The sequence below is a fragment of the Novilysobacter antarcticus genome (assembly GCF_019802285.1).
In the GTDB taxonomy this organism is placed as follows: domain Bacteria; phylum Pseudomonadota; class Gammaproteobacteria; order Xanthomonadales; family Xanthomonadaceae; genus Novilysobacter; species Novilysobacter antarcticus.
On record NZ_JAIEUJ010000002.1, the window covers coordinates 821,141 to 834,327 of the forward strand.

Genomic DNA, 13,187 nt, shown 5'->3' on the forward strand with positions numbered 1-13,187 from the left:
GTTGAGCCTCAGTCAGCCCAGTGCCCGGCGCGGGTCGAGACGGGCAATACCAGCGCCGAGAGCTTGCGGTCGTTGGCGAGCAGGTGGATCGCATCGGCGAGGATGGCCGCGGACTCCTGCAGCAACGGATCCGGACGATCCTCGGCGGCCTTCTCGCGTGCCGCGTCCTGGACGATGTCGCGCTCGTTGGCGGTCAGTCCGTCGTCGGCGGAGATCAACGCCAGCGGGTCCAGCGCCAGCCCCAACTCCTCGCGGGTTTCCTGACGCTTCTTGCGGCGCGCCTCGCTGGCATCGCGCTCGCGGCGGCGCTCGGCTTCGTTGAGCGAGATCGTGGTCTTCGCCGACTCCTCACGGAACCTCGCCACGTCCTCACGCCACCACTGGAACTCCAGATTGTTGGCGACCCGGGCCGCGTGCAGCTTGTCCAGGGTTCCCAGGATGTGGCTGAAGTCGCCGTAAACCTTGTGCGGCACCGCGGCGATACGGGTCCATGGCAGGGCGTTGTCGTAGGTGCTCTCGCCGTACTCGCTCGCGTCCACGGAGGCCGGGAACTGGATATCGGGCACCACGCCCTTGTTCTGGGTCGAGCTGCCGCCGGGCAGGAAGAACTGGGCGACGGTCAACTTGACCTGGCCGAAGCGCTCCTCCTCGCCACCCGGCCAGCGATCCAGATCGACCAGGTTCTGCACCGTGCCCTTGCCGAAGGTGTTCTCGCCGATGACAAGTCCGCGGCCGTAGTCCTGGATCGCACCGGCGAAGATCTCCGACGCCGACGCCGAACCGCGGTTGACCAGCACTGCCAGCGGCCCATCCCAGGCCACGCCCGGATCGTCATCGCCGTTGACCGTGACCCGACCACCGGACTCGCGCACCTGCACCACCGGGCCCTGGTCGATGAACAGGCCGGTCAGTTCAATCGCCTCGTTCAGCGAGCCACCGCCGTTGTTGCGCAGGTCCAGCACGACGCCGTCGACGCCCTGCTTCTTCATGTCCACCAACAGCTTGGCGACGTCGCGGGTGGCCGAGGCGTAATCGCCGTTGTTGAGGCGGCGGCCCTCGAAGTCCTGGTAGAAGCCGGGCAGCTCGATCACACCCACGTGCTTGGCCGGTGCATCGCCAATGCCGGGAATCTCCAGCACCTTGGACTTGGCGGCCTGGTCTTCCAGGCGCACCTTGTCGCGGGTGATCACCACCCGCACCGGCTCGCTGTCCAGCCCCGCGCTGGCGGGCACCACGTCCAGGCGAACCTTGGAATCCTTGGGCCCGCGGATCTTCTCCACCACGTTGTCGATGCGCCAACCAATCACGTCTTCCATGGTGCCGCTGGTGCCCTGCCCCACCGCCACGACGCGGTCGCCGGGGGCGAGCACGCCGGACTTGTCGGCCGGCCCACCCGGCACGATCTCGCGGATCGCGACGATGTCGTCCTGCTTCTGCAGCACCGCGCCAATGCCTTCCAGCGACAGCGACATGGACAGGTTGAAGTTTTCCGCCGAACGCGGGGTGAAGTAGCTGGTGTGCGGGTCGATCGCGTTGGTGTAGCTGTTGAGGAAGGTCTGGAACACGTCCTGGCCCTCCAGCTGGGCGACGTTGTCGGCCAGGTTGGAGTAGCGCTTGTCCAGCGTCTTGGCGATGTCCTTGGACTCTTTTCCGGCAAGCTTCAGGCGCAGCCAGTCGTTGCGGACCGACTGCTTCCACAGCTCGTCCAGTTCGGCCGTATCGGCCGCCCACGGGGCTTTCTTGCGGTCGTAGTGGAATTGCTCATCGCCGCTGAAATCGAAAATGTCCTGCTTGAGCAGTTCGCGGGCGTAGCGGATGCGCTCGTTCACGCGATCGCGGTACAGCGCGAAGATGGCATAGCCCGGCTCCAGCTTGCCGCTCTTGATCGCGTCATCCAGACGGGTCTTGTAGCGGTCGAAGTCGTCGATGTCCGCGCGGGTAAAAAACTGCTTGCCGCCGTCCAGCGCTTCCAGATAGCGCTTGTAGATGTCGACCGAGAGCGCGTCGTCCAGCGGCCGCGGCCGGTAGGCATAACGGCTGTCGGAAAGCAGGCCATACACCAGCTTGGCCGCGGTGGCCTGGTCGGCCGTGGGGCCACTGGGCAGGACCGCGGGCTTGCTGCTGGTAGTGCGCGATACGGTGGCCGGTGTCTCCACAGAGGTTGGCGAGACCACGGGTGCATTGTCGGCACGCGCCAGCAGCGCCAACGGGGCGGTCAACAGCAGGGCAAGCAGGGGGGTCTTGGCGATCATGGAATTGAGGCTGGAGGCCGACAGTGAAGGGGGTGCAACGGACTGGCGCAGTACGGGAAATTCAGATTGCTGGCAGCTTTGACTCCCTGACAGTGCCGAAAGTTGCCGGCGCTGTCACGCCGTTAAGGCAAGGTCAGCGAAACCCTGGCGACAGCTGATGCCGCCGAAGTCTAGACAGGCTGGTGCGAAGATCGTGTACGCATACAGCAACGCGGCGGATGCACCATCCGCGCTGCGCACCACCGCATCCCGGGACGACGGGCAGGTGCGTCCGCTCAGGCGGAAACGGCCAGACCAGCCTCCGCAGCACTGCGGTCGGCGTGGTAGGAGGAGCGCACCAGCGGACCGGACGCGACGTGGGTAAAGCCCAGAGCCAGCCCGAACGTCTCGAAGTGCTTGTACTCCTCCGGGGTCCAGTAACGCATCACCGGATGGTGGTGGGCGCTGGGCTGCAGGTACTGGCCAATGGTGATCATGTCCACATCGTGGGCGCGCAGGTCGCGCAGGGTCTGCTCGACCTGTTCGCGCTCCTCGCCAAGCCCCAGCATGATCCCCGACTTGGTCACCACGTCGGAATGCTGGGCCTTGAACTTCTGCAACAGGGTCAGGGACCACTGGTAGTCGGCGCCCGGGCGGACGTTGCGATACAGCTCGGGCACCGTTTCCAGGTTGTGGTTGAACACGTCCGGCGGGTTGGCCGCGAGGATCTCCAGCGCGCGCTCCATACGGCCCTTGCCACGGAAGTCCGGGGTCAGGATCTCGATCCGGGTACCCGGGCTCTGCGCGCGGATCGCGGCGATGCACTCCACGAAATGGCCAGCGCCGCCGTCACGCAAGTCGTCGCGGTCCACCGAGGTCACCACCACGTACTTCAGGCCCATGTCGGCGACAGTGCGAGCCAGATTGGACGGCTCGGACGCATCGGGTGGCTTGGGGCGGCCGTGGGCCACATCGCAGAAACTGCAGCGGCGGGTGCAGACCTCGCCCAAAATCATGAACGTCGCGGTGCCGTGGCCGAAGCACTCGTGAATGTTGGGGCAACTGGCTTCTTCGCAGACCGTGACCAGCCGGTTCGCGCGCAACTTTTCCTTGAGCTTGGCCACCGCGTTGCCGGACGGGATGCGTACCCGGATCCAGGATGGCTTGCGCAGCACCGGTGCGTCGGCAAACTGCACCGGCGAGCGGCCGATCTTGTCGCCGGCCAGTTGTTTCACGCCCGGTTGCAGGGGCGCGGGGGCGTCGCCACCGACAATCGCGAGGGGGATGGACTTGCTGACGCTATCGCTCATGGACAATCCGGAACGTGGATGCGGGGCGCCGGTCAGAGCGTGGGCAGGGACGGCGGCGGGGCCTCGTCGACCTTCAGGCCAAACTGCGCGGCGAGGTGTTCGACCAGCGCCGGCTTGACTGCCTGCAGCCCCGAGGGACCGCCCAAGTCTACCATCGAGGTCACCCGCATACCGGCGTAACCACAGGGGTTGATGCGCGTGTACGGGGACAGGTCCATGTCGATGTTGAAGGCCAGGCCATGGAACGTGCAGCCACGGCGGACGCGGATGCCGAGCGCGGCAATCTTCGCTCCTGCGACGTAGACGCCGGGCGCACCGTCGCGGCGCGTGGCCTCGATGTTCCAATCGCCCAGGGTGTCGATGACCGCCTGCTCGACCCGCGACACGTACTCGCGCACGCCGATCCTGACCCGGCGCAGGTCCAGCAGCGGATACAGCACCAGCTGGCCGGGGCCGTGGTAGGTCACCTGACCGCCGCGGTCGACCTGGATCACGGGAATGTCGCCGGGCGCGAGGACGTGTTCGGTCCGCCCGGCCTGGCCCAGGGTGAACACCGGATCATGCTCGACCAGCCACAGCTCATCGGCCGTGTCCGCGGAGCGGCGATCGGTGAAGTCCTGCATTGCGCGCCAGACCGGCTCATACGGCTGCCTACCCAGGTCGCGCAGAAGGGCGTTCGGCAACGGTCGCGCGGCGGCGCCCGCCTGCGGTGTTGCGGGTGCGTCCGGTGCGAGCCCGGGGTCAGGCTCGGAGATGCTCGCAGTGGGTGCTACAGCGTCCACTTCACTTCCGGATGGTCGCGCAGCAACTGGTGGGCAAAGTCGTACTGCTCCCGGCTGTCGGCACGGAAGGTCAGGCGCACCGACACGTAGCGGCGGTTGCTGGAGTGCTTCCAGTCGATCCGCTCGGTCAGCACATCGATGCCGCCATCGATGAGTCGCTGCGGCAGCTCCGTCTCCAGCCCGGCGTCGGCGGCGCCCATCGCGCTGAGCTCGAACTCACCGGGAAACTGGAAGCCGTGTTCGGGATTGTCGGATGTCAGTTCCATGCTTCAACTCGATCAGCGGGCCGCTGGATCAGCGGATCAGGTCGATTTCCACCACATCAGCAGCTCGTGCCACAACCGCTTGAAGAAGCCTGCGCGCTCGACCGCCTGCAGTGCAACCAACGGACGCTCGGCGACGACCTCGCTATCGAGCATCACTTTCACGGTGCCGATGGCCTGGCCTTTCTCGATCGGGGCGACCAACGTGGCCGGCACGTCGATGGTCGGCTTCAGTTGCTCGTAACGGCCGCGTGGCACGGTGACCAGCAGCGGCTCGGCGAGACCCAGCTCCAGCGTGTCCACGGCGCCCTTCCACAGCTTGTGGGTCGCCACCTCGGTGTTGCCGTCGTACAGCTTGTGGGTCTCGTAGAAGCGGAAACCCCAGTTGAGCAGCGCCTGGCTGTCACTGGCGCGCTGCTTTTCCGAGGTGGAGCCGAGCACGACCGACACCAGCCGCTGCTCGTCACGCTTGGCCGAGGCCATCAGGCAGTAGCCGGCGCCGGAGGTGTGCCCGGTCTTGATCCCGTCCACGGTGCTGTCGCGCCACAGCAGCACGTTGCGGTTTGGCTGGGTGATCGGTCCGACCGTGAATTCCTTGATCTTGTTGTAGGAGTAGGTCTCGGGGAAGTCGCGCGAGAGGGCGATGCCGAGCAGGGCCAGGTCGTGCGCCGAGGACAGGTGCCCCTCGTCGGGCAGACCGGTCGCGTTGGCGAAGTGGGAATTCTTCATGCCCAGGCGCTTGGCGTACTGGTTCATCAATGCGGCAAAGGCGGATTCGCTGCCGGCGACGTGCTCGGCCAAGGCGATCGCGGCATCGTTGCCGGACTGGACCACCATGCCTTTTTCCATCTCCAGCAGCGGTGCGGTCTGGTTGACCTGGAAGCCGGAGTAGCTGCCGTCCGTACCCGCCCCGCCCTTGCGCCAGGCGTTCTCGGTCATCATCACCTGGTCGGTCTGCTTGATCTTGCCACCGGCCATTTCGGCGGCGATGACGTAGCTGGTCATCACCTTGGTGATGCTGGCCGGCTCCAACGGCTGGTCGATGTTCTCGCCGGCCAGGACATTGCCGCTGGCCGCATCCATCAGGATCCATGCGGTGCCCACGATGGCCGGCGGCGGCGGTACGGGCAGCGCCTCGCTGGCCGGCGCCTGTTCGGCAGCCTGCGCATGGGGAGTCGGTTGCGGGGTGGGCTGTGGGGCCGGGGTCTGGGCGAAGGCGACGCCGAAAGCGAATGTGGTGAGCGCGGCGATGCCGAGTGCGCGGTAGGCGGCGGGGGACTTCATTGTTGAACTGCTCCGGGTCGGCACGGGGCCGACGGGTATCGATGTCGGGAAGGAAGCGAAACTATTCTTTGACGCGTTGCGGCGTGCCGAAGCCGAGGCCGGCGATGCGGCTGGCCAGGCCGTTGGCGGCCGTTGCTTCCAGCGGACCGACCCGCACGCGCCATACCTGGCGTCCGTTGGCCATGCCGTCGTGCAGGTTGGCCGCGGCAATGCCGGCGCCGCGCAAGGTGGCCAATGCGCGGTCGGCATTGTCGCGCGCGGTGAAGCTGCCGACCTGCAGCACCACGCCTTCGCCAACCTCGCTGGCCTGGATGACTCCGGCGGTGGCGGCGGCTGCAGGAGCAGGTGGTCGAACGGTGGCTGCCGTGGGCGCCACAGTGGTTGCAACGGCAGTCGTGGCTTTGGCCGCACTCGCCGCTGCCGGGGCCTTTACCGCCTCCGGAGCGTCCCTGACCACGCGGCCGCCAACGATGCTGATGTGGCGCTCGGCCAGCCACGCATCGAAATCATCGGCGGTCATCGCCCGGCCGTCGCGGCTCATCTGGAAACGCCAGTCTTCCACCCCGTCCTTGGCCGCGACGGGGAGGGCCGGGGCAACGGCCACCGGCGCAGCGTTGGTGGGCGCAGCGGCCGGCAGCTTGGCGACGAGCGAATCCAGCGAGGTGGTGGGCACGCGCGTAGTGGCAGCTGGCTTGGCGCGGGTGCGGGCGGCCGTCGCCGTCGCAGCAGCCGGGCCAACCGGCTTCGACGTGGCTGCGAATTCGGTTGGCGGCGACTCGCCCGGCTGCAGGGCACGCACCTCGACCCGGCCGGTCCCGGCCGGGTGGACGCCCAGCTTCACCGCTGCGGCGTAGCTCAGGTCCACCACCCGTCCGTCATGGAACGGGCCACGGTCGTTGACACGGACCACCACCGAGCGGCCGTTGTCCAGATTGGTGATCCGGGCAAAGCTGGGCAGCGGCAGCGACTTGTGGGCGGCCGTAAACGCGTACATGTCGTAGACCTCCATGTTGGAGGTGCGCCGGCCGTGGAACTTGTTGCCGTAATAGGAGGCCGTGCCGCGCTCGACGAAACCCTTGGTGTCGTCCAGGACCTGGTAGCTCTTTCCCAGCACCGAATAGGTCGGGCGGTTGCCGTAGGCCGATCGCGGTTCGGCGACGACCTCCGGCTCGGGGATCAGCGACACGTCGATGTCGATGTCCGGGGCGGAGTCCTTGATGTGCGGCGCGTAAAGACCACCTGCGGTGTAGTGGCCGCGCTTGGACAGGTCCTCCTGCGCCGGCGGATACGGAGACTTGCCCCGCGCGGTGTGGCCCGGTGCCTTGGCCGTGCCGGCCTTCTCAGCGGGAGGATCGGACTTCTTGCCGGGGCCGCTGGCGCAGGCGGCCAGGCCGAGGACAAGGGTGGCCGCCAGCAGCCGTTTCATGCGCCCGGACGGCCACTGGCCGGAACAGCCGCGAGAGGATTCTCGCGCCCCGCGATCGCCTCGGAGAGCTGGTACACCGCCATCGCGTAATGCTTGGAGATGTTGTAGCGGGTGATGGCGTAGAAGTTCTGGTAGCCCAGCCAGTACTCCGGCCCGTTCACGCCGTCCAGGTTGAGCAGGGTGGCGTTGCCGGCGCCCGGCGGGGCGGTTCTGGGCTTGTAGCCGCGGGCAGCGAGCTGCTCCAGGGTGTAGCGCGGCTCCAGCCCCTCCGGCTCGAACGCGGCGGCGCCCTTGGCCCGCACCGCCCGCGAGACGATCGGCTCGCCCCGCTTCCAGCCGCCCTTCTTGACGAAGTAATTGGCCACCGAGGCGAACACGTCATCCAGGTTGTTGAACAGGTCCACCTTGCCGTCGCCATCGCCGTCCACGGCGTAGTCGCGGTAGCTGGACGGCATGAACTGGCCCCAACCCATCGCCCCGGCATAGCTGCCCTTCAGCGTGGTCACGTCGAAGCCGTTTTCCTTGCCCATGGCGAACAGCTGCGCGAGCTCGTCGCGGAAGAACTGCTCGCGGTTGTTCTCGCGTTCAATCCGACCCGGCTCGTTGGTCCGCGGATAGGCAAACGCCAGCGTGTAGAGGGCATCCACCACCGGATAACTGCCGGTGTTGCCGCCGTAGCTGGTTTCCACACCGATGATGGCGACGATGATCTCGGCCGGGACCCCATACTGCGCTTCGACCTTGTCCAGTGCGGCGCGGTGCTTGGCCAGGAACGCCTTGCCTGCGCTGATTCGTTGCTGGGTGATGAAAATCGGCCGGTAGTCTTTCCACGGCTTGGCTTCGGCAGGGCGCGACATCGCGTTGATGATGCCCTCGCGCATCTGCGCCTTCGCCATCACGGAAGTGATGTAGGCGGCATCGATGTCGTACTTGGCCGACGTGGTCCGGATGAACTCGGGCACCGCGACCGAAAGCGCCCGCGCATTGGACACCACCGGCTGGCTTGGCTGCTTCGGCGGCGTGCTCTCGTCGGGCACCAGGATCGTCGGTGCAGCGGACGGCTTTTCAGTGGGCTGGACCGGCGTGGCGCAGGCGACCAGGGCGAACGGGAGCGCACATAACAGGGCGCGGCTGGAAAGGGTTCGGCTCATTGGGATGAGGTTATCACTTGTTCGCAAATGCCTGAACCGCTGGCGGGGCATCACCCCTGCCCAGTCAGCGTGCGTTGTCGATGCGTCCCGATCGCTGATTTCAATGCCCGTGGACCGGCCGGTGGGCCCGTACCGCCATCACCACGCCCATACCCGCCAGCAGCGACACCGCCGAAGTACCGCCGTAACTGAGCAGCGGCATCGGCACGCCGACCACCGGCAACATTCCGGCGACCATGCCGCCGTTGACCACCACGTAGACGAAGAATGCCAGCCCCAGCGCGCCGGTCAGCAGACGCGAATACCCGTCGCGCGCCTGCGACGAGATCCACAGGCAGCGTCCCACCACGAAGAGGTACAGGCCCAGGGTCACCGCCACACCGATCCAGCCAAACTCCTCGCTGAGGACGGCGAAGATGAAGTCGGTGGTGTGCTCGGGAATGTAGTTCAGGTGCGACTGGCTGCCATCGCCCCAGCCCTTGCCGGTCAGGCCGCCGCCACCGATGGCGATCTTGGACTGGATGATGTTCCAGCCCGCGCCCAACGGGTCGCGCTCGGGATCCAGGAACATCAGGATGCGGTCCTTCTGATACGGCCTGAACATCCAGAACCAGGCCGCCGGCGCGGCCACCGCGATGCCTCCCGCCGCGGCAGCGAACCACCACCACGACAGCCCGGCCAGATAGAGCACGAACGCACCGCTGATGCCGACCAGCAGGGCAGTGCCCAGGTCGGGTTGCAGCAGGACCAGCCCGGTCGGCAGCCCGATCAGGACCATCGCCACCACGGTGGCGCGGAAGGATGGCGGCAACGGCCCTCGGTTGAGCTGCCAGGCGACCATCATCGGCAGGCTCAGCTTGAGCACTTCGGCCGGCTGGAAGTAGAACACCCCCAGATTGATCCAGTGCCCGCCGTGCCGGCCCTGGCCAATGAACAGGACGATCAGCAGGGGCACGATCGTCGCGGCGTAGGCCAGCGGCGTCCAATTGCGCAACTGCAGCGGCGATACGCGCGACAGCAGCCACATCGCCCCCAAGCCGATGACGAAGCGCGATCCCTGGGCCATGACCAGCGCCTCCGATTTGCCACCGGCGCTGTACAACACGGCCAGGCCGATGCTCATCAATGCCAGCAGGGCGGCGAGCAACGGCAGGTCCAGGGTGCGGGTGAAACGCGCGCCCATGTCCAGCAGCCAGCGCAGGATGGTCCTCATCGTGCCGGGTCCGCGCCGGCTTCTCCGCCATTCACTGTGGCTCCTGCATCCACTTCGGCATCCACCGCGTCCTGCGCCATCTCCACCGCCGCCTCCAGTGGATCGGTCACCACGTCCTCGGTGGGCTCCATGCCTTCGGGCATCTTGCCCAGCAACCAGGCATCGAAGATCGTGCGGGCGATGGGCGCGGCCGCACTGCCGCCGTAACCGCCGTGCTCCACGACCACGGCAACGGCGATCTGCGGATCCTCGGCCGGGGCATAGCCGGTGAACAGCGCAGTGTGGCGAAGGTGGTAGGGCAGCGTGTGCGGGTTGAGGCTGACGTTCCCCTTGCGGCTGGAGCGTTGCGCGGTGCCGGTCTTACCGGCCATCGTGTAGGACGCGCCGACCGCAAGGCGACGGGCGGTGCCGCCTGGACCGTTGATCGTGGCGATCATCCCCTCCTGCACCGCGCGCAGATTGGCCGGGTTGTCGGTGATGCGGTGGCTGGGCGTGGGCGGCAGGTCCTGCCACGGCGATTCGTAGCCATCGCGGCGCGACTGCAGCAGGCGCAGCTCGTGCAGATCGCCGCCGTTGGCGACGGCCGCCGTGGATCGCGCGATCTGCAGTGCGGTGGCGATCCAATAGCCCTGGCCGATGCCGGAAATCACGGTCTCGCCGGGGTACCAGGACTCCTTGCTGATGGTGCGCTTGTACTCGCGCGACGGCACCACGCCGGCGTTCTCGCCCAGCAGGTCGATGCCGGTCTTCTCGCCGAACCCGTAGTGGTGCATGTACTCCGAGAGCCGGTCGATGCCCATGTCCAGGGCGAGCTTGTAGTAGTAGGTATTGACCGAGCGCGAGATCGAATCGCGCAGATCGGTCCAGCCGTGACCGCCGCCGGAGGCATCGCGGTAGCCGCGGGCCTGTCCCGGGATGCGGAACTCGCCGGTCGAGAGGATGCGGTCGGATGGCGTGCGCAGTCCGCTGTCGAGCCCGGCCAATGCCATCACCGGCTTGATGGTCGATCCCGGGGGCCCGCCACCGAGCACATTGCGATTGAACAGCGGGCGCGAGGGGTTGTTGATCAGGCCGTCGTAGTCGGCATGGGAAATACCGTTGACGAACAGGTTGGTGTCATACGACGGCAGGCTGACCATGGCCAGCACCTGACCGGTTTTCGTGTCCACCGCGATGGCCGAGCCGTCGGCATCGCCGAACGCGGCCACCATCGCCCGCTGCAGGTCCAGATCCACCGACAGACGCAGATCCGCGCCGGGCACTGCCGGCACCCGGCCGACGATCCGCATCGGCCGGCCATCGACGTTGGTCTCGACCTTCTCGTAGCCCAGCTTGCCGCGCAGCGCTTCCTCGTAGGAACGCTCCAACCCGGTCTTGCCGGTGTGGCTGAACACGCTGCCGGCCTCGCCCATCTCGGCCAGGTCGGCCTCGTCGATGCGGCCCACGTAGCCGATCACGTGGGCGAACAGCTCGCCGTGCACGTAGCGCCGCTGCAGGTAGGAGACCACCTCGACGCCGGGATACTTCCAGCGGTCCACGGCGAGCCGCGCCAGTTCGTCGGGTTTCACCCGCAGCTTGAGGATGATGGGCTTGTAGCCGCGGGTGACCTTGCGCGCGGCGAGGAAGTCCTCGATCTCCTGTTCGGACAGGTCGATGATGCCGGCCAACCCGGGCAGCCAGTCTTCCGGGTCACCGGCCTCGCGCGGGGTGACCTCCAGGCGGAACGCGGGCACGTTGTCGGCCAGGATGCGGCCCTTGCGGTCGTAGATCAGGCCCCGACCGGGCACCACCGGGCGCAGCTTGATCCGGTTCTGCTCGGCGCGCGTGGCGTACTCGTCGTGATGCCACACCTGCAGGCGGTAGTAGCCCAGCGCCAGTCCCGACAGGACCAGGGTGACGCCGATGAAGGCGATGAGCACGCGGGTACGGAAGTGGCGTACTTCTGCCGCGGCGTCCTTGAGCACGCGCCGCGGGTGGCGCCGGATCGGCCGCATCACTCAGCTCCTGCGCCAGCTGCCCAGACGCAATGCGTCCAGCAGCAGGAATACCGGCGGCCACAGTGCCATCCCGGTCAGCGGTGCCAGCCAGAACATCACCGGCAACGAGGGGATGCCCAGGGCGACATGCACCGCGGCGACCACGATGCGGTCATTCAGCAGCAGCCCGCCGATCGCCAGGGCCTGCTGCCACAGCGGAAAGAAGCGCAGGCGTGCGCGAAAGCGCTGGATGATGAAGGTCATCACCACAAGCCGCAGGGCCTGCTCGCCGAGCAGGCCGCCGAAGGTGATGTCGGCCAGCACACCGGCCAGGAAGGCGAATCCCAGGCCCACGCGCTCGGGATCTTCGATCACCCAGTACGCGACCACCAGAGCCAGCCAGTACGGGCGCAGCGGCTGCAGCAACAGCGGCAACGGCAGGAGTCCCAACAGCAGTGCGACGACAATGCTGGCCGGCAGCAGCCACGGCTGGTAGCGACGGGTCATCGTCGATCACCGGAGGCTGTCGGCGCGTCCGCCGGTTCGGCCGGCACAACCGGTGCACCGTCCGCGTCCGCGGGAGCATCGGCGGCGGCGGTTTCCGCGGCTGTCGGTAGATCGTCCGGACCGCTGCGCAGGAGGAGCACGTCCCGACCGCGATCCAGCTGCGCTGCCGGCATCACCTCGCCGATCAGGAACGCGCGACTGTCATCGGGCTGCAGCGACACGATCGTGCCCACCGGGAAGCCGGCGACAAACCGCCCGCCCAGCCCGGAGGTCAGCAGGCGGTCACCCACCTTGACGTCGCTGGACAGCGGAATGCTGTGCAAGCGAAGCATGTCGCTGCGTCCCTCGCCATAGGCGACCAGGCGCACGCCGTTGCGCTCGATCGCCACTGGCACGGCGTGCGCGGCATCGGTGACCAACAGCACGGTGGCCACCGCCGGCTGGACGTCGATGATCTGGCCGAGCAGGCCCCCGGCATCGATCACGCTCTGGCCCACGCGCACCGACTCGTTGCTGCCGGCGCCCAGCACCAGACGTTGCCGCGAGGGGTCCAGGTCGATGTCCAGGATCGGCGCCAGTTGGACGTCCAGCTGGTTGTTGTGGGCGGCATCAAGCAGCCCGCGCAGGCGCGCATTGTCAGAGGCGAGTGTCTGCAGGCGGGCTATGCGCGCGCTGTTGACCAGCAGCTCGTTGCGCAGGCGGCGATTGTCCTCGGTCAACTGGCGCATGGTGCCGGCGTCGTCGTACAACCGGGTGATTGCCCGGCCCGGCCATCCGGCGGCGATCCACAGCGGCTGCACCAGCACGGTGGCGTGGCCGCGGGCCTGGTTCAGCCAGCCGCCGCGGTGGTCCAACACGATCAACACCACCGCCAACGCCAGGTAGGCCGACAGCCACAGCGTTGCGGACACGTCGCCGGGACGGTTCGGAGTTGAGGGGCTGGCGTAGGAGCGCAATGGAAGGGAAACCGGCTGATCTGGCGTGGCGGGCCGTCATGGTGGCACAGGCCGCCGGCCCACCCGCCGCGGCATGCTCCGGTGTCGC

Annotated in this window: 10 protein-coding genes and 1 pseudogene; all 11 read right to left on the reverse strand. The window is 67.4% G+C overall.

Annotated elements, in window-relative coordinates; all coding sequences use genetic code 11:
- Window positions 1-8 precede the first annotated feature (8 nt).
- A complete protein-coding gene (locus tag KZ491_RS08485) occupies window positions 9-2,252 on the reverse strand; it encodes a carboxy terminal-processing peptidase (protein ID WP_222565375.1) in 2,244 nt (747 codons plus the stop codon).
- Window positions 2,253-2,527: 275 nt separating this feature from the next.
- The gene (lipA, locus tag KZ491_RS08490) at window positions 2,528-3,541 is read right to left on the reverse strand and encodes a lipoyl synthase (protein ID WP_222565376.1); all 1,014 of its coding nucleotides are present in this window, start codon (window positions 3,539-3,541) and stop codon (window positions 2,528-2,530) included.
- A gap of 32 nt (window positions 3,542-3,573) precedes the next feature.
- The gene (gene lipB, locus KZ491_RS08495) at window positions 3,574-4,296 is read right to left on the reverse strand and encodes a lipoyl(octanoyl) transferase LipB (RefSeq protein WP_425493130.1); all 723 of its coding nucleotides are present in this window, start codon (window positions 4,294-4,296) and stop codon (window positions 3,574-3,576) included.
- A 14-nt stretch (window positions 4,297-4,310) separates the two neighbouring features.
- Window positions 4,311-4,589 (reverse strand): DUF493 family protein, encoded by a 279-nt coding sequence (locus KZ491_RS08500; protein ID WP_222565378.1) that lies wholly within the window; start codon window positions 4,587-4,589, stop codon window positions 4,311-4,313.
- A 36-nt stretch (window positions 4,590-4,625) separates the two neighbouring features.
- Entirely contained in the window at window positions 4,626-5,870 is a 1,245-nt protein-coding gene (locus KZ491_RS08505; RefSeq protein WP_222565379.1) for a D-alanyl-D-alanine carboxypeptidase family protein, read from the reverse strand.
- Window positions 5,871-5,931: 61 nt separating this feature from the next.
- Window positions 5,932-7,296, reverse strand: a complete 1,365-nt coding sequence (locus tag KZ491_RS08510) for a septal ring lytic transglycosylase RlpA family protein (protein ID WP_222565380.1) — start codon at window positions 7,294-7,296, stop codon at window positions 5,932-5,934.
- A complete protein-coding gene (mltB, locus tag KZ491_RS08515; protein WP_222565381.1) occupies window positions 7,293-8,447 on the reverse strand; it encodes a lytic murein transglycosylase B in 1,155 nt (384 codons plus the stop codon). The genes KZ491_RS08510 and mltB overlap by 4 nt, the downstream gene beginning before the upstream one ends.
- Window positions 8,448-8,547: 100 nt before the next feature.
- Window positions 8,548-9,660, reverse strand: a complete 1,113-nt coding sequence (gene rodA, locus KZ491_RS08520) for a rod shape-determining protein RodA (protein ID WP_222565382.1) — start codon at window positions 9,658-9,660, stop codon at window positions 8,548-8,550.
- Complete coding sequence (gene mrdA, locus KZ491_RS08525; protein ID WP_222565383.1) at window positions 9,657-11,654, reverse strand: penicillin-binding protein 2; 1,998 nt, start codon at window positions 11,652-11,654, stop codon at window positions 9,657-9,659. The genes rodA and mrdA overlap by 4 nt, the downstream gene beginning before the upstream one ends.
- A 3-nt stretch (window positions 11,655-11,657) precedes the next feature.
- Window positions 11,658-12,143 carry a rod shape-determining protein MreD gene (mreD, locus tag KZ491_RS08530; RefSeq protein ID WP_222565384.1) on the reverse strand — a complete coding sequence of 162 codons (486 nt, stop codon included), beginning with the start codon at window positions 12,141-12,143 and terminating at the stop codon, window positions 11,658-11,660.
- 119 nt (window positions 12,144-12,262) lie between these two features.
- Window positions 12,263-13,099 (reverse strand): annotated as a pseudogene (gene mreC, locus KZ491_RS08535) (rod shape-determining protein MreC); the annotation flags it as partial.
- Window positions 13,100-13,187 lie beyond the last annotated feature (88 nt).